Consider the following 16330-nt stretch of genomic DNA (forward strand, 5'->3'; position numbering starts at 1 on the left):
AAGATTATGACTTATCAGGAGGCTAACCATATCAGTATCAAAGATTATCTGAAATCATTAGGCATTTTGCCCGCAGTGGATAAATATTATTACGGCATGTACCACAGTCCGTTCCGTCAGGATGATACGCCCAGTTTCAAGGTGGATTACGGTGTAAATCTGTGGTGTGACTTCGGGACGGGTGAGGGCGGCTCTCTCATCGACCTTGTGATGAAGCAGCACGGATGTAACGCTTACGGTGCTATCTGCCGACTGAAACAGTATTCATCCGGAAATTCTTTTTCTTTTCAAAGGAAAGAGGTTTCAGAAAGGATTCAGCATGAAAGGAAACAACCGACCAGCCCGATAGACATCCGTAAAATCCAGCCGTTGCAGAATCCGGCACTCATGGATTATTTGAGAAGCAGGAACATTCCACCTGAAATGGCAGCGCACCATGTGCAGGAAATGTATTACCGTATCGGTGACAAGCCTTATTTTGCGCTTGCTTTCAAGAACGATGCCGGAGGTTACGAACTTCGCAATCCACGTTTCAAGGGGAGTACATCACCCAAAGACATCACACACATACGGCAGTCAGGCAAAAAGAACGATAGCTGTTTTGTTTTCGAGGGAGTAATGGACTATCTTTCTTTTATCTCCATCCGGCAGAAAACAAATCCCACTTATCCTTGTCTTGACTGGCAGGATTACATTATCCTGAACTCGACCACTAATGTAGATAAAGCCTTGTACCCGTTAGCCGATTACGAGCATATCCACTGCCTTTTGGATAATGACGACGCAGGGTCTAAAGCCACCCAAGCCATACAAAAGGAATATCGTTGGCATGTGCGTGATTCATCACATCTGTACAGTGAATACAAGGACTTGAACGATTACTTGTGTGGGAAGAAGTTTATCCAACCAGCAGAAATGATGCAACAGTCAACCCAACAAATGCAGCCGGAAAAACAAAGACTGTCTGTCAAACAGCAACAATCGAAAGAGAAAAACAGACAAATTCCCGGTGAAAAAAGAAAAAGGGGCAGACGGTTGTAATCCGAAGAACAAGCAGAGCATACCAACGGCAAGCGGTGTGATTTAGGGGAGCAAGGTTATGTTTCGGTAGACCGAAACACCTTGCTTTGCTTAACGCAAAGAAAATTTCTCCCGTTGGTCGCAATTTTTAAGATACCACCTAAAAGCAAAAACACATGACAGGGATAAGGAACAAACCGGGAGGTCGCCCGGCAAAAAGCCGGATAGACAAGCAGAACCGGGTAGTCAGCACGAAACTGACCGAGTTACAGTTCTACGCAATCAGGAAGCGAGCCACCGAAGCCGGGCTGCGTGTCAGCGAGTACGTCCGGCAGGCGGTCGTTTCGGCAGAGGTGACGCCCCGGCTGAACAGGCAGGATGCGGACACTATCCGCAAGCTGGCGGGCGAAGCCAACAACATCAACCAGCTAGCGCACCGGGCGAATGCCGGAGGGTTCGCACTGGTGGCGGTGGAACTGGTGAAACTCAAGAACAGGATTGTTGAAATCATAAACCAACTGTCGGATGATTGGAAAAATAAAAAAGGGAAGCGGATTTAAAGGCTGCGTGAACTATGTACTCGGTAAGGAACAGGCGGCTTTGCTTCATGCGGAGGGAGTGTTAGCGGAAAGCAACTGGGACATCATACGCAGTTTCATACTGCAAGCCGGGATGAACCCCGACCTGAAAAAGCCTGTCGGACATATTGCGCTAAGCTATTCCCCAGTGGACGCACCCAAGCTGACAGACGGGAAAATGGTACAGCTTGCGCAGGAGTACATGCGTGAAATGAAAATCACCGATACGCAGTACATCATCGTGCGACACCAAGACCGGGAACATCCGCACGTGCATATCGTGTTCAACCGTATAGACAACAACGGCAAGACCATTTCGGACAGGAACGACATGTACCGCAACGAACAGGTATGCAAGAAGCTGAAAGCCAAACACGGGCTTTATTTCGCTAAAGGCAAGGAGCATGTAAAACAGCACCGTTTGAGAGAGCCGGACAAATCCAAATACGAGATTTACAATGCCGTAAAGGATGAAATCGGGAAATCAAGGAACTGGCAGCAGTTACAAACCCGGCTGGCAGAAAACGGTATCGGGATTCATTTCAAGTACAGGGGACAGACTGGTGAAGTGCAGGGCATATCTTTTTCCAAAGGTGAATACACGTTCAAGGGTTCGGAGATAGACCGCAGTTTCAGTTTCTCCAAACTGGATAAATGTTTCGGGGATGCGGGGCTGAACACTACCGGAAACAACCGACAGACGGTTTCCGCACCTATTCAGGAGCTATCGCAGACACTGGGCAAAGCCGACAGTCCGTTACTGACAGGCTTGGGCGGTCTGTTCTCCGCCCCGTCCTCTCCGGCTGATGAAACACCCGACAATCCCGGTGAAAGAAAAAAGAAGAAAAAGAAACGACACTTAAAATTATAGGAACATGGAAAATAACTTAATTTTGGAGGGGCTTCTCTCTATGGTTACGGAACTGAAAGAACGGCAGGAGAAGCAGGTAACGCCAGCCAGCCGGGAGGAAATGATTAACCGACTGGACGTTATCGAACAGCGCATTTCGGAAATGCAGGGCAAATCCGGCATTCCTGAAAACATGGTGCGGGAGATTCTAAACCAAATCGGCAGTATCAGAAATGGGCAGTCCGAGAACCAAAAACAAGACCTTGAAGATATAAAGGGGCTTATCATGACCTCGCACCGATATTTCAAGGAGCGGTTAAAGGTGTTGTTCCCGGCTGATGATACACCAGCCGGAGAAATAACGCCCGTTTCATGGTACGACAAACTGATATATCGGGTAACTCCCTACCTGAAACCCAAGTTCTTTCTTCTTTCAGCAGGTTTTATTATCTGTATCATTTCGCTAATCTTGAATATTCGTTTTACGGAACGGATGCAACGGTTACAGGACAACGATATAAAATACCGCTATATCCTGATGAAAGGAAAGGCAGACGGCAGCAGCCTTGATTTGCTGGAAACGAAGTTCAGCAGGGAACGGGATAACGCTTTCATCCGAAGCCTGACCGATTCGGTGAAAGACTTTGAATACCGCAGCAGGAAGCAGGCGGAAGCGTTGGAACGGGCAAGGCTGTTAAACGAGCAAGCCGAGCAGCTAAAGGAGGAAGCCGACAAGCTGGGCAAGCCATAAGCCAAAACAAAGCCGGAGCAGAACCGCCCCGGCTTTTTAATTCACTTCTTTTTCTTCGTGCAGTGTCCTTTCTCGAACTGGCGCAGCGTGGTGACGCTGAACCGTTCCTTGATGAACTCCCGGACATCGGAAGCCTTGTAGTACACTTTTCCGCTGATTGTGAAGTACGGCAGCGCACCGATAGCCCGGTAGCGTTGCAGGGTCTTGATGCTTACTTTGAACAGCAGGCACAAGTCCTGATTATCCAGCAGGTTGTCATCTTCGGGCAACACCCTGTCGGCATTGCGCAGTACCCGTACATCCTTGCAGAGTTCTTCCAGTTTGGCGTACAGCTTCTGCATCCATACGCTGAAATCGTCATTATCTATATACATGATTGCTTCATTTTTCTGATTATACATTATGGTCTGTCAATCGATTGATGAAGCAAAGTTCAGAAAACAGGTGCAGTATTTACAACCGATTATTACTCAATATTTTATAGATAATAAGTCAGAAATATGGTTGTTATTTTTAATTGCACATTCTAAAAGGTGAAGATTTAACGCTTTTATTGATTATTAACTCAAAAAGGACATCAACTTGGGTCGTTTCTTCTCTTTTCCTTGCTATTCGTTTCCGATATTCCACTTTTGTTTTGGTCTATCTCATATGTACTGCAAAGGTATTGATTTTTGTTTGATATTGCTCCTTGCTTGCTCCTTGTCGTAGATTAATTTTCACACAGGAATTTTTGTTCTCTTTCTATAGGGGCTTGAAACAATCCATTTATTGGAAACAATTAAAGACGGAGCTGGTTTGCCCCAGTGCTTTTTAAGAAACAGGGCAATTATTTTATCTCCACAAAGGCTCTTGTTCCCAATTATGAGGAAAGCCTAATAAACGAGTTCTTACTGATGGGTATTTCGATAAAAGCTGCTTGAAATCTGCAACAAAAGTGTTGCCCATAGAAATGGAGTTAAGCCAATACACCACATAGCAGAGTTGCGGATAAAGTGTTTGTTCACGGAACGAGAAATCCGTAATCCATGTGTTTGGCATACGCATAGGCATCATTGGCTTGACAGGAAAGACCCGATTTGACAGTCTTGAATGATGGGCGCAGCAATTACGAAGTACGGGTCTGGGTACGGATTAAAAGGCTAAGTGATTATTTCCAGTCATTTAGCCTTTTTAATTATCTAATTTTTCCCCACATTTTCCCCACAGCTGTCTATTTATATATTTTAGAAACATATTTTTCCGTAAAGTTATGTACCTTTGTCGGCAAATAAAGATATTCTCGTCAAACAAATATAAATAATATAAACATGGAAAAAAACAGAAAAAAACAAATCGTAGTTTTGAGTATAGCTTTAGTTTGCATTTTCATCTTGGTATTTTCATTGTTCCATAAATCAGCGACAAAAGATAGCGCAAATCCTCCTTTAACAAATGTTTTGACTGATAGCATTTCTCAAATTGTCTCAGCTTGTCCTGGCGAAATTGGTGTGGCGGTTATTGTTAATAACAGAGATACGGTTAAGGTCAATAATAAGAGTGTTTATCCTATGATGAGTGTGTTTAAGGTTCATCAGGCATTAGCTCTTTGTAATGACTTTGACAATAAAGGAATTTCACTTGATACCTTAGTAAATATAAATAGGGATAAACTTGACCCAAAGACTTGGAGTCCTATGCTGAAAGATTATTCAGGGCCAGTCATATCATTGACAGTGAGAGATTTGCTGCGTTATACTCTTACTCAGAGTGACAACAATGCAAGCAACCTTATGTTTAAGGATATGGTTAATGTCGCTCAAACAGATAGTTTTATAGCCACACTCATTCCTCGTTCAAGTTTTCAGATAGCTTATACGGAAGAGGAAATGTCGGCTGACCATAACAAGGCTTACTCTAACTATACATCTCCTCTTGGTGCTGCAATGTTGATGAATCGTTTGTTTACTGAAGGTCTTATCGATGATGAGAAACAAAGTTTCATTAAGAATACGTTAAAAGAATGCAAAACAGGTGTAGATAGGATAGCAGCTCCACTTCTTGATAAAGAAGGGGTTGTTATAGCGCATAAGACAGGTTCAGGTTATGTTAATGAAAATGGTGTTCTTGCAGCTCACAATGATGTTGCCTATATATGTCTGCCTAATAATATCAGTTATACCTTAGCGGTATTTGTTAAGGATTTCAAGGGAAATGAATCACAAGCGTCACAATATGTTGCGCATATATCAGCTGTAGTATATTCTTTATTAATGCAAACTTCAGTAAAATCTTAAACTGCACTTGCTTTGATAATTAATGATAAACAATCTAAAAGCACTCTAATCGTTATCGGAGTGCTTTTAGATTACTAATCAAATTGCTTCTATTATAATTTGAATCCTCTACTTTTTCTTTCTTCCTGTTGCGGCACTCTTGCTCCATATCTAAGCCTGTGCCATTGCTCCCTGAACCAGTCGGCAATCGGCTTCCTGTTTATTGTCAGGTTCAGCCTGCTTTCATCGTCAGGGTCATTTTCCACCCTTAAAATATCATCCTTTATATCAAAGTTCCGCCTGTGTTGCTCGGAATAGATTTTACCGCTACATTTCAGGGCTTCTTTTTTGACTATAAGACTTTCAGTCATTTCTTTAGAGAATCCCAGCATGGCACAAAACTTTTCCATGCGCAGCATTTCCCTGAACATCGGAAACCACCTGAAAGCCTTGTCTATGATTCTGGCGAGCCGTGACAGTTCTTTTTCTTTCATGTCAAGTTCCTGCCTGTGCATTTCTCTGAGATTGTGGATTTGCGTATCATGCTGTTTCTGCATCTGCTGTACTTGGCTCTGCAATTTTTCAATATTGGTGTTCCGTTTTGAAACCTCGTCTTGCAGTTTTTCGTTGGCACGTTCCAGTTCTTTCAGTTTTCCACTCCCGAAAAGAGAAGCAACTCCACTAGTTATGGCTGTCGCTGCCGTGGTGGCTGTCTTCTTTAACTTGTCAGTGCGTATTTCTGATTTCACCTGTTTCAGTTCCTGCTCGGCAAGATTTATCTGTTCTTCTTTGTGCCGTTTGGCTGCATCCATGCGTTGCAGTTCAGCTTTCTGCTTCTCAATGATAAAGTCGTTCCGTTCCAGATGCTCCTTACCAGTGACAGCCTTTGACTGCCCGCGTTCCATCAGCAGGATGTCGGATGCAAGGGTCTGCATCTGCATCATGTCATCGTCATTGAGCTTTCGGCTCTTTCCTGTTTCGTGGTTCATCCAGTCGAAAACGATATGGGCATGATAGTTCGGCTTGAACCATCTGTCCCCGACTTTGAAGCTTTCCCTGTCTTCCGCTTCCGGCTGACCGTTCAGCCAATGCCCTTCATCCTTGTGCAGGAAGATTTGCAGCGGTGTGATTCCCCAGCGTCTTTGACACTCCTCACCGAATTTACGCACGTCTGCCAGTGTGGTGTCCGACCTGACAAGCAGCACTCCTTCACGTATGGGGGAGCATCCCGCAATCTTGACTATTTTACCGTTCTTGCCTTTGCGTTCACGCTCCTTTTCCTGCATGGCACGTCCGGTCTTTTCCTTTACCATCTGTCTGATATTGTCATAATGCATCCGCAAATCCGGACTGCCGAAGTCGGGATTTATCCACTGTTCGTTATCGGTGGATAGTTCAGGAACGACATAGATTCTGGACTCTCCGATGTGGCGCATGTATTCGGCAGTCCTCCTGTTGTGAGCCTCGCTCGATGCGATGTTGCAGGGCTTGATATGTATGCTTGATTTTGTTGCCATAGATACTTGTTTTTTGGTTTGTACTTTATTGTTTGCTTTTCCGCTGTCCGTAAACGCATGGGGTTCTTAGGGGTGCAACCCATAAGCGGAGATTGCAAAGAGAGGGTCACTCTTTGCTCTGGGTTCTCAGGGGAGAAACGCCCTGAGTGGGTCATTAGGGTAAAACCCTAATCCCCTCGGGAGAGCCCACAACTACGTAAGCGGAGCGTGTAGTTATAGTGGGCTATATCAATGGCAAGCCATTGTCTGCAAACTCCAGCCTACGGCTTCCGCTCTCCTCCGTCAGGGAGGTTTTTCATCATCGTTGCCGATTGGAGATGCACCGACCAGCACAAGGTCTAAATCGTCTATCAGTTTTTGCAGGACGGGATTCTTCTCTATCATCCGCTGGAGGATTCTCTCAGCCTCGACCAAGTGGTTGGCTGTACTCATCACCTTGCCCTCCCGTATCTGAAAGATAATCCAATCGGCTATGTCGATATGGGCTTCTTTTTGTTTCGGGGTGGCATTCCTTTCGATGATGTCCGAAACCACCACCTTACAAAAGTACATGCTCTCGGCTCGCTGTTTCCACTCGGCATAAGCATCGGCATCGGGAAAGAGAAGCACGGTTCGCCCTGACAGTACACGGAGTTTCTCTTCTCTCATCTGACTCTTACCACCCGTAGCCAGCCATACATAATCGGGGAAGATAGCAGAACCGATAACGGCACTCTTCTCGGATTCCACCAAGACCACCACCTTGTCGGGATGCGTTTTCAACAAGTGTTCCCCGAAAAGGCATTGGGATAGTTGCCAATCCTCTGCCAACACACGCTGCTTTTTCAATATGCTGTGTATCCAGTTCACTGCCGATGTCTGTCCTCCCTTGATACGGTGTCCGTCTTCGGGATTGTACTGCATCACCTTTCCCGTGCGTACCTTGCCCGTCCTGTCTATCTGCCAAAAGATAACAGAGCCGTCACGGGTAGCCCCCAAACGGTATTCCTCCAACAACCGCTTCAACACCTCTTTCGCCTTGTCGCCATAGTAGGAAGTAAGGAGTGTGAAGAGGAAACGGAAGAAATTGCTACGCTCGCTTTGCGACTTCTCCACATAGTGAGGGGGAATATAGCCGATGGCTGTCGGCTTACTTTGCTGCTTCACTTTCTTCTGCTCTGCTCTTTGCCTGTCAAAAGAGAAATCATTGGTAGTTCTGTGTTCAGGATGCTCTTGAAAATACTCTTTCGGAGTGTAGTGATACCCACAACCGCTTTCGTGGTTACATCTGCCGACCGATGGATGCAACGGCACATTATTTTCGTCCACGTAATAGACGAAAGAATGCCTGTCTCCGCATTTGGGGCAGGTATGCCGTGTTGCCGTTCCTTTATACTTCTGTAATGAATAATTGCCCATAGCTTAGTCCGTTTTTGATGGTTGATTGTCGGCTGTCCCATCCTGTCCCATTGTCCCACACTCTAAGGGTTGGGACAGTGGGACACTTGGGACACCTGCGTTTTTACTCTCTTTGCTGCGCTGGATGATACGGTTTACGGTGGACTTGCCACAATTCACCTGTGAGGCTATCTCCCTGACGGACTTGCCCGATTGGGAGAGTTGCAGAATTTGGCAATCCCTTTGGCTTGATTCATTGTCGCCCAATTTTTTCAAGTGTTCCTTTTCCGTGGAATAGCCCCTGAACACGAACTGCAAGAAAGCATCCACCTTGTCAATCTCGTAAACGATTACATTATCCGCATCATGAGAGAACGTGCCATAGCGCACTTTAAGCTGCTTCACATAGCGAAGCCCTCCGTCTTGGGCACTTTTTCCAATGGTGAACACGCTGTCAAAGAAATTGTAGAGCCGTTTGCTTCCGGCAAGGTCGTTGGATGTGATGGGACAATCCAAAGAGCGTTTGGGCGTATGTGCTAGGACAAGGATAGAGAGCGCATATCTCTTTTTGAGATTGTTCAGCTGAATCATCAGCCGTCCTGCGGCATCGCCTTTCTCCATGGCGCAACACAGGTAGGTAAGATTGTCAATGATGAAAATCTTGCAGTCGGTCTGCACAGCCATCTGTTCAATGCCGCCTATGATAGCTTCCTCAAAGTTGGCATCCAAAAGCTGGTTGCAGTCAATAGACACCCGATAGAGTTTGTCGGGAAAGGTGTAGAGCTCTCCATGCTCGTTGGTATAGCGGAGCTGGAACTGCTTTTCGGACAGTTCAAAGTCCAGATACAGCACATTGTCGGTTCGGGCGATGCGGTCGGCTATCTGCACGGCAAGGATGGACTTGCCCACGTTGGAATCGGCAAACAAGCAGGAGAGTTCCCCCTCGTACCAAAAGCTGTCCCACAGCGCACGGGGCGTAGGCAATAACGATGCTTCAAGAATGGTTTGGTTTGCCGTCTTGATATTCATCATGCCTACACTGTCGGGCATACCGTTATGCGCTTGGGATGCTTTTGTGAGGTCGCCACGTATCAGGTTGATATAGTTCTTATCCTCTTCCATATCATTCACCAGTTACGTGGGTTGGGCTTGCGACGGTGGGAAGAGGATAAGGACTTGTTCAGTTCCTCGTCTGACAACGGTATGGGATTCTTTCGGGCGGTTTCCAGCCACTTGTCCAGTTCGTCACGGTAAAGGCAATAGCGTTTGCCGGGCTTGGTGGCAGGGATTGTCCCTTCTGACAGTTTCATGTAGAGCGTACCCTTAGGGATACCTAAATACTCTGCTGCCTCGTCCACAGACATGGGCACGTGGGTGTCCACCGTTTTGGCATTGTTCACACTGCGCTGCTCGGCGAGCAGGCTTTTCAGGCTCATCACTTCGTCTCGAAGCTGAGCGACAACCTCGGGGAGGTCGTTGAAGGTAAGAATTGATTTTTCCATTCGCGTACTCGTCTCTTTTGTAAGACTTGGCGCAAAGGACTGAAATGATATATCCGTGAATATCTCCACGACACGTCATTGCAAAATAATTCCCGAATAATTAAGCCCAGCCATAAATGACGGGTAAAATTACTCGGGAAACGATGTAAAACAGGCGGTTATGAGTTACCGGATGGTTGTCGTTGGTGTCGTGATTATCCTAATTCCGCACATAATCCTCGGGATAGTGGAAATCAAGTTTGCCGTTTTCGGGTTCATCAATGGGAATTTCCGTCTTTAACGGCTCTACCTTGAAATTCTTGATGGTTGATAAGTCTGTATCAGCAAACGATTTCGGGAAAAGGGCTTTGATGAACTTGGCACGGTTATCCCCATTGTAGTATCTCTTGTACAGGAAACGCTCAGAGATATTCCATACGAAGTGACGGAGTGGAATGTTGTTGATGTCTTTGGTAAACGGTCTTTGTATGGGCTTCGGGGTATAAGTGTTAAGATTCATCCATTTGTCCACCTCAGTACAGATGTGGTTCACGGTTTCTTGGTCGGCAATGCGAGGCAGGTAATAATGGCAATACTCCATGACCATGCGGATGCGCTCTTCCTTTTCCCGTTGCTCTCTGCTTGCGTAATTGGCACGGTTCTTTTCGTGAAGATCCGGGGCGATAGTAAGCTCTATCGGTTGTGTTTGGATAAGTGTCTCTTCTTTTGTCGGGGATGATTCGGGTACAGGCTCAGGGACTGATGTAGGTCCAGGCACAGATGTGGCTTCTTCAAGTGTATTTTGTGACAGTTCTTCCTGCACCTCTATGGCTTCGGCAATCGTTTCTTTCTTGCCGAACTTGATTTTGTAGATTTCGTATGTATCAAAGATAAGTGTCTGAAAGGAGAGATAGAGCAACCATCCCAACAGGTTACAGCATACGAATACTATCCACCTGACAAAGTTGTCTTGGTTGAAGCTGTCCGCTATTACCAGCGTGGCAATGGAAGATATTAGGACGATGGCGAAGCCGACAAAGCCCAAGATGATGTATTTGTCCTTGATTGATGATTCCATATTTCGTTGAGAGATTGAATGTTCCTGTATTATTTTGTGCAAAGTTAATGCTATTTTTCCCAATTACTGCCCGTTATTTGCGGTTAGAACGGTCTTTTTCAATGTATTTCACGAAATGTCATCATATCATACTCTGTTTCATACTCTGAGGGGCTTATAAATGGTGGCATCAAGCCAAAAACATAGAGGGGCGATTATAGCCTTGTAGCCATAACCGCCCCTCTGAATACCTGTCAATGTGAGACATTTATGCCTCCTTGCGCTTCAAGGTTATCTTGTCCACCACCTGACACATCTGCTGCGCTGCTATCTTGGAATAGATTTGTGTGGTGGTAATGTTCTTATGTCCGAGATAGGCTTGGATGACAGCCATGTCCGTTCCCATTTCCACGTGCAGGCTTCCGAAGCTGTGGCGGGTACAGTGAAAGGTGATTTTCTTGGTTATCCCTGCTGCCGTGAGCCACCGTTGGAGTGGTCCTTGCAGCATCTTGTCCTTGAAATCCTCAAAGATAAGTCCCTCGCCCCGTTCTCCCAGCAGTCCATAGGCTTCATCACTGATGGGGTTATGCACTATTTCTTTGGTTTTCTGCATACGGGTGGTAACGAACATCCTGCCGTTGGTGTATGGTTGTATCTGCTGCCACGTGAGCTGTCTGATGTCGCTCTTTCTCAGTCCCGTAAGACAGGCGAAAAGAAAAGCTTTTTTCAAGACCTCCTCCTCACAGGGTGTTTCGGCAAGCCGTATCAGTTCCTCTTGGCTCAAATGCTCCCTGATGGTGGGAATGCACTCGATGCGGTCTAAGAAGCCGTTTGGGTTCTCCTTTATCTTCCTGTCACGGTAAGCGGTGTGCAGCACGGCACGGAAAGTTGACCAATAGCCTGCTGCGGAGTTGATGTGCAGCTTTTGGTTGGTGTGGATGGATTGGGGTGCATCAAGCAGGTATTCCATGAACTTGCGGCACAAATCCACATCCACCTCCTCAAAGGTGCATTTGCCGTTCACGAACCGCTGGAAATGCTTGTATACGTGCTGCCACTTGATATTCTTGCGGTCAGCCAGTCCTTTGAAATAGGCAAGGAAATCGCCCTTCATCTTGGTCTTGTCAAAAAAGCCGTTGTTTTCATTGAAAATGGCTTCGTAGCGCTGGTTGCGCAGGATGACCGCTTTCTTCATCATGCGTGCGTTGAAGTCCCGTTCCTGCTGGTTTGCAGGTTTGGCGAAGATGTAAATTCCTAAGGCTTCACGTGTAATCACTCTCATGGTGACATTGTCACGGTAGCCGGGATAGTAGTCAAGGCATAGTGAATACTGTGTCCCGTTCTTAATCTTGCGCTTACGCAAGGTAACTGTTTTGCATTTACTCATAATAATTATGTTTTAATTGGTTGTATACATTTTGGAGTTGTATCCATGTTTCCGATGGCAAAGGAACAACGTGAAATATCCGTGAATACCTCCACGATACATCATTTTGAAATAATTTTCGATAATCCCGATTTTTCACGGTTATTTGTTCCTTTCAGCCATGACACGCTCCACATCTGAGCGCAAAAGCAGGTTTTTCACACCCACCTTTATCTTTTCGATGTGCTTCACCTTGACGATATGGCAGATGTTGGCTGACGAAAGACCATAGATTTGCTGCACCTGCTCAACGGTATAGTAGCGTTCATCGTTCACAAGGTCAGTTCTGCGGAGTTCGTTCAAATGTGATTTGGAGTAATAGGTACGCCCGTACTCTCTTTTAGTGGGTATCTTATGGCGATAGGTGTAGGCACGGAGTGCGGTCGGCTTCATGCCGAACAGTTCCTCCACCTCCTCGGTCAGTAGCCAGTCGGTAATTTCGCTAATATCAACTGCCACACCGAAAAACTCGTCAATATGCTTCTTGCTGTAATAGTTCTTTCCTGCGATACGGCAGATGGGGATATGGTTACGCTTGGCGGAAGTGTAAAGCCATGACTGCTTTACCTTAAAAAGGGACATCACCTCCTCGCCCGAATAGAAGTCCAACACTTCTTCGCTTTCCTTTTCCCTTTTTTCTCTTTTGGCAGGTAAGGAAGATGAAGATGATTTCCTTGGTGTGGAGGTGTTGCCGGGCAGGATGCGGTGATAGGGATTGCCCTCCAACATCTGCTCGATGTCGGCTCTGCGGATGAATGCCATGCGGTTGCTGATGCGTGAGGCTTTCAGCTTGCCGATGGCTACAAGTTTGTAAATGTACTGTCGGGAACAGCCCATGAGGATGGCTGCTTTGGAAAAGGTGAGATACTCCTGATGCTGTATCTCCATCAAGGGTTGGGCGACTTTGAAGAGGTTGTTCTTCTGCATCACTCTGGCTCGTTTGGCTTCTGCCTGACAAGCCTCACTGCAATATCTTTGCATACCGCTTCGGGTTACAAAGGACTTGCCGCAAAAACTGCATTTTCTGGTTGCTTTCATACCGTTTTATCGTTTAATGGTTCATTTCTTCAATCCTATATCTCTGAAATGGTAAACGGATGTGAACGGAAGTCAACCATTGTCGCTTTTCTACACAGTGTGACTGTTTCCGCATATCGGGGCGGTTATTGTCGCTTGTCGTAAACGGTTGTAAACCCTTGTCAACTGTCTGCACGGTGTGACAAAAAACAAGCCCCGCAAATTCTCCACGTCAGAAATACGTCTCAAAAATATGTGGAAATTTGGGAAGCGACAAATGGCAACCGAAAAGTGTTAAATTTTAGAATATGCTGGTAATTAAAGATTTACACTCGGATATTTCTGATTAGTTTTGGTTGTTCTATGGTTATAAATACAATAAATAAGAAATTATAGGGGGACTAATGGAATCCCCTATAAATAAGTCATAAACAGCTGGTTATCTGTACCCTTTCTTTTCATGTTCCTTGCGAATAAGCTCTGCCAGTCCATTAAGAAACTCTGTCAGCTTGCCCGGCTTTCGTTTTATCACGTCCTCATGCTTTTGGTAACAGTCACCTATCTTGATATTGAAAAGCCATTCAAAGGCTTTCGTCAAGTCCACTAAATAAACAGGCTTGCCATTTTGATACACAATCTTTTGGGAAAGGAACAACCCGCTAACTATTTCCATGATATTGATAAGAGTGGTTCTGTCAGCGAGATATAGAGGGGAAAGGGCTTGTTTGTTGGTGCGTTGCTGCAACTGTTCCGGGTACTTGATACGCCATTCGATTAGGCGTATTTCGGTATTCAATAGCCCTATCGCTTCATCAATTAGATACAAATAGGATATTTTTTTCCTGCTCAAACCATACACGGTATGATTTAAGACGATACAAACCAAAAGAGAAATAGCGGAGTAAAATGCTATAATCTTGTTCTGTAATACTGAAATCGGCTACATGGGTCGCCAATTCTTCGATAGCTTCTGCAAATTCAGATGCAGACACTTTACGTTGTGAGCATTCCGACAATAAGCGGAAAAATCTTTGGTCGAATATTTTTTTCATTTAGTCGATTAAAAATACTATTTGACAGCAATCAAATAGAAATGTTATTGATAATATTTTTAACTTCATATTTTAAAGAATCTGGTCTTATTATAGTTGCACTATCTGCAAAAGACAGATACCAATGTGCAAACTTACTGATTGAAAATGTTAGAAAATGAAGCTCAAACATATCCCCTATCTCTTTCTCAGATGTTAATCCGTAATAATATTTATCATCATTCATTATGGAGGTTTTATTCTTTTTTATTCTTATAACGATTTCATGTAATTTTTCTTTATCATAAAACTCGCGTATGAATTTTTCCAAAGAAGGATGTTCCCGTGATTGTAATTCATTAAGAATGTGCATTTTTTGAATTCTATCTATCCGAAATGTAAGATAGATTTCTTTGGGAAGATAAAAGCCTATTAGATACCAGTTAGTTCTCGAAAAGAAAATTCCAACAGCTTCAATCTTTCGTTCTGAAACACTTAACGCATTACTTCCCAAATAAGATATTTCAATAATTCTTTTTTGGTATATACTTTGTAAAATAAGTAAAAGAATATCAGGTTTATAGGTAGATGATTTATAAGTATCCAATACAGACATGCACTTTTCCATTGTTTCTAACATATTTTTGTCTGCAAAACGCATGACAGACCTAATCTTTTCTATTCCAGACTTATAATGTTCGTTGCTATTTGAATCAGTTAGTTCATGTACTAATTTCTCTGCAATCAAAAAGGACAAAGCCTCTTTTTGAGTAAACATTAGAGGAGATAATTTGAATCCTTCTGCAAGTGAATAACCAATACCGGGATTTCCTATGATAGGAATGCCTGCCTCTTCCAATGTTCTTATATCTCGATATACAGTGCGAATGCTTATATTAAAACGTTCTGAAATTTGCTGTGCTTTCACTAACGAGTGCGATTGTAACTGAATCAATATAGCAGAAATACGGTCTATTCTATTCATTTTGCATCTTTAATTTGAATATTTGAATCTTCAATAATAACAGCTTGTTTATTACTTATAGGAATAAGCTGCAACTTCTCATTATATAGTTGAACTATCTTTTCACCTTTTTTCTTGAATGGAAAATTTCCATAATGGGGAATCGTATAAAAATCGACCAAATCTAAAGAAGTACAGTCTTTCAATTCAGGAGCCTTTTCTATTGGATCAAAATTCACACTTCTCATATATTCTGCATCGGGAGAGGCTATTATTGCTCCGGCAGATTCCCCAATATACAGTTTACCCAATTTCACTTGTTTAGATATAATTTTATCAACACCTTTTCTTTTTAACTCTTGCAAAAGGAAAAATGTATTTCCACCTGTTATGTAGATATAATCGCATTTATGTAATATAGAAGATATTTCCTCTTTGGGCAGTTGGGTAATCTCGACTTCTTCAACAATCATTCCTGCTTCTTCTAAAGCCTTTTTCCCCTTTTTTACATAGAATCGTATTGGTTCTGTAAGGCTTGCAGTTGGTATAAAAGCTATAATTTTCCCTTGCAAATCTTCTTTGGCACAATCGACAAATAGATTAGCAACATCAGCAAATGATGAGCATAAAAATAATCTTTTCATATTCTATAATATTAAGTTGAATACTTTTTGATACAAAGATAGCGTCTTCTATGACAGCCCTATGTCAGTAAGTCTAATATTGAAGAGTTTTTTTCATCAAAACAATCCATTATTGAAATTTACCCTATTCGTAATGTGGCTGCACGTTTCGAAACCAGTGGGGTTTATGTAGTTATACATATTACTCGATAAAAATACTCCTTTACGATTCAATCTATTGGGAAAATTGATACCTGACATTTCGACTAAAGTTCTTTCTATATACTTCATGGATATTGAAAACCTTCCGTCACATAGCCTGCAATTCTTCTTAATGATACAGAGAAAAATCCTCAAAACAACTCCTAAAAGAATACTGAACA

At 43.9% G+C, this 16330-nt stretch carries 17 protein-coding genes; 5 read left to right on the forward strand and 12 right to left on the reverse strand.

The window, feature by feature from the left end; genetic code table 11:
• Window positions 1-6 precede the first annotated feature (6 nt).
• From CI960_RS15765 to CI960_RS15780, 4 genes are all read left to right on the forward strand, one after another.
• On the forward strand, window positions 7-1041 hold the full coding sequence (locus tag CI960_RS15765; protein ID WP_094582477.1) for a toprim domain-containing protein: 1035 nt from the start codon (window positions 7-9) through the stop codon (window positions 1039-1041).
• Between the two features lie 155 nt (window positions 1042-1196).
• Window positions 1197-1580, forward strand: a complete 384-nt coding sequence (locus CI960_RS15770) for a MobC family plasmid mobilization relaxosome protein (protein ID WP_005645888.1) — start codon at window positions 1197-1199, stop codon at window positions 1578-1580.
• Entirely contained in the window at window positions 1546-2469 is a 924-nt protein-coding gene (locus CI960_RS15775; RefSeq protein ID WP_045899368.1) for a relaxase/mobilization nuclease domain-containing protein, read from the forward strand. Before CI960_RS15770 ends, CI960_RS15775 begins: the two co-directional genes overlap by 35 nt.
• A gap of 4 nt (window positions 2470-2473) precedes the next feature.
• Window positions 2474-3199, forward strand: a complete 726-nt coding sequence (locus CI960_RS15780; protein WP_045899369.1) for a hypothetical protein — start codon at window positions 2474-2476, stop codon at window positions 3197-3199.
• Window positions 3200-3240: 41 nt separating this feature from the next.
• Here the strand turns inward: CI960_RS15780 and CI960_RS15785 are convergent, their stop codons facing one another.
• Window positions 3241-3573 (reverse strand): helix-turn-helix domain-containing protein, encoded by a 333-nt coding sequence (locus CI960_RS15785; RefSeq protein ID WP_045899506.1) that lies wholly within the window; start codon window positions 3571-3573, stop codon window positions 3241-3243.
• 936 nt (window positions 3574-4509) lie between these two features.
• On the opposite strand from CI960_RS15785, the gene CI960_RS15795 reads away from it, so the two are divergent.
• On the forward strand, window positions 4510-5475 hold the full coding sequence (locus CI960_RS15795) for a CfxA family broad-spectrum class A beta-lactamase (protein WP_004339683.1): 966 nt from the start codon (window positions 4510-4512) through the stop codon (window positions 5473-5475).
• Between the two features lie 92 nt (window positions 5476-5567).
• Here the strand turns inward: CI960_RS15795 and CI960_RS15800 are convergent, their stop codons facing one another.
• The 11 genes from CI960_RS15800 to CI960_RS15855 all read right to left on the reverse strand — a co-directional run bounded on the left by CI960_RS15800 (window position 5568) and on the right by CI960_RS15855 (window position 15968).
• Window positions 5568-6971, reverse strand: coding sequence for a hypothetical protein (locus CI960_RS15800; protein WP_004292734.1), 1404 nt, complete (start codon window positions 6969-6971; stop codon window positions 5568-5570).
• Window positions 6972-7253: 282 nt separating this feature from the next.
• A complete protein-coding gene (locus CI960_RS15805; RefSeq protein ID WP_004292742.1) occupies window positions 7254-8369 on the reverse strand; it encodes a DUF6371 domain-containing protein in 1116 nt (371 codons plus the stop codon).
• Between the two features lie 3 nt (window positions 8370-8372).
• A complete protein-coding gene (locus tag CI960_RS15810) occupies window positions 8373-9470 on the reverse strand; it encodes an AAA family ATPase (protein ID WP_004348225.1) in 1098 nt (365 codons plus the stop codon).
• Between the two features lie 5 nt (window positions 9471-9475).
• Window positions 9476-9850 carry an excisionase family DNA-binding protein gene (locus CI960_RS15815; RefSeq protein ID WP_004338328.1) on the reverse strand — a complete coding sequence of 125 codons (375 nt, stop codon included), beginning with the start codon at window positions 9848-9850 and terminating at the stop codon, window positions 9476-9478.
• A gap of 199 nt (window positions 9851-10049) precedes the next feature.
• The gene (tnpC, locus tag CI960_RS15820) at window positions 10050-10907 is read right to left on the reverse strand and encodes a transposon Tn4555 protein TnpC (RefSeq protein WP_004339687.1); all 858 of its coding nucleotides are present in this window, start codon (window positions 10905-10907) and stop codon (window positions 10050-10052) included.
• Between the two features lie 247 nt (window positions 10908-11154).
• Window positions 11155-12273, reverse strand: a complete 1119-nt coding sequence (locus tag CI960_RS15825; RefSeq protein WP_004338318.1) for a site-specific integrase — start codon at window positions 12271-12273, stop codon at window positions 11155-11157.
• Window positions 12274-12414: 141 nt separating this feature from the next.
• Window positions 12415-13350, reverse strand: coding sequence for a transposon Tn4555 protein TnpA (gene tnpA / locus CI960_RS15830; protein ID WP_004292844.1), 936 nt, complete (start codon window positions 13348-13350; stop codon window positions 12415-12417).
• A gap of 418 nt (window positions 13351-13768) precedes the next feature.
• The gene (locus tag CI960_RS15840; protein ID WP_025866771.1) at window positions 13769-14188 is read right to left on the reverse strand and encodes an RteC domain-containing protein; all 420 of its coding nucleotides are present in this window, start codon (window positions 14186-14188) and stop codon (window positions 13769-13771) included.
• A complete protein-coding gene (locus CI960_RS15845; RefSeq protein ID WP_025866770.1) occupies window positions 14142-14381 on the reverse strand; it encodes a hypothetical protein in 240 nt (79 codons plus the stop codon). The genes CI960_RS15840 and CI960_RS15845 overlap by 47 nt, the downstream gene beginning before the upstream one ends.
• A 31-nt stretch (window positions 14382-14412) precedes the next feature.
• Window positions 14413-15345, reverse strand: coding sequence for a YafY family protein (locus CI960_RS15850; RefSeq protein ID WP_045899370.1), 933 nt, complete (start codon window positions 15343-15345; stop codon window positions 14413-14415).
• Entirely contained in the window at window positions 15342-15968 is a 627-nt protein-coding gene (locus CI960_RS15855) for a Type 1 glutamine amidotransferase-like domain-containing protein (RefSeq protein ID WP_004315354.1), read from the reverse strand. The genes CI960_RS15850 and CI960_RS15855 overlap by 4 nt, the downstream gene beginning before the upstream one ends.
• Between the last annotated feature and the right edge of the window lie 362 nt (window positions 15969-16330).

The sequence above is a fragment of the Parabacteroides sp. CT06 genome (assembly GCF_002257605.1).
GTDB lineage: Bacteria > Bacteroidota > Bacteroidia > Bacteroidales > Tannerellaceae > Parabacteroides > Parabacteroides distasonis.

Excerpts from the sequence above, each read along its gene's own strand:
- CI960_RS15765 (WP_094582477.1), top strand. The coding sequence starts at position 7 with ATGACTTATCAGGAGGCTAACCATATCAGTATCAAAGATTATCTGAAA.
- CI960_RS15770 (WP_005645888.1), top strand. The coding sequence starts at position 1,197 with ATGACAGGGATAAGGAACAAACCGGGAGGTCGCCCGGCAAAAAGCCGG.
- CI960_RS15775 (WP_045899368.1), top strand. The coding sequence starts at position 1,546 with ATGATTGGAAAAATAAAAAAGGGAAGCGGATTTAAAGGCTGCGTGAAC.
- CI960_RS15780 (WP_045899369.1), top strand. The coding sequence starts at position 2,474 with ATGGAAAATAACTTAATTTTGGAGGGGCTTCTCTCTATGGTTACGGAA.
- CI960_RS15785 (WP_045899506.1), bottom strand. The coding sequence starts at position 3,573 with ATGTATATAGATAATGACGATTTCAGCGTATGGATGCAGAAGCTGTAC.
- CI960_RS15795 (WP_004339683.1), top strand. The coding sequence starts at position 4,510 with ATGGAAAAAAACAGAAAAAAACAAATCGTAGTTTTGAGTATAGCTTTA.
- CI960_RS15800 (WP_004292734.1), bottom strand. The coding sequence starts at position 6,971 with ATGGCAACAAAATCAAGCATACATATCAAGCCCTGCAACATCGCATCG.
- CI960_RS15805 (WP_004292742.1), bottom strand. The coding sequence starts at position 8,369 with ATGGGCAATTATTCATTACAGAAGTATAAAGGAACGGCAACACGGCAT.
- CI960_RS15810 (WP_004348225.1), bottom strand. The coding sequence starts at position 9,470 with ATGGAAGAGGATAAGAACTATATCAACCTGATACGTGGCGACCTCACA.
- CI960_RS15815 (WP_004338328.1), bottom strand. The coding sequence starts at position 9,850 with ATGGAAAAATCAATTCTTACCTTCAACGACCTCCCCGAGGTTGTCGCT.
- tnpC (WP_004339687.1), bottom strand. The coding sequence starts at position 10,907 with ATGGAATCATCAATCAAGGACAAATACATCATCTTGGGCTTTGTCGGC.
- CI960_RS15825 (WP_004338318.1), bottom strand. The coding sequence starts at position 12,273 with ATGAGTAAATGCAAAACAGTTACCTTGCGTAAGCGCAAGATTAAGAAC.
- tnpA (WP_004292844.1), bottom strand. The coding sequence starts at position 13,350 with ATGAAAGCAACCAGAAAATGCAGTTTTTGCGGCAAGTCCTTTGTAACC.
- CI960_RS15845 (WP_025866770.1), bottom strand. The coding sequence starts at position 14,381 with ATGAAAAAAATATTCGACCAAAGATTTTTCCGCTTATTGTCGGAATGC.
- CI960_RS15850 (WP_045899370.1), bottom strand. The coding sequence starts at position 15,345 with ATGAATAGAATAGACCGTATTTCTGCTATATTGATTCAGTTACAATCG.
- CI960_RS15855 (WP_004315354.1), bottom strand. The coding sequence starts at position 15,968 with ATGAAAAGATTATTTTTATGCTCATCATTTGCTGATGTTGCTAATCTA.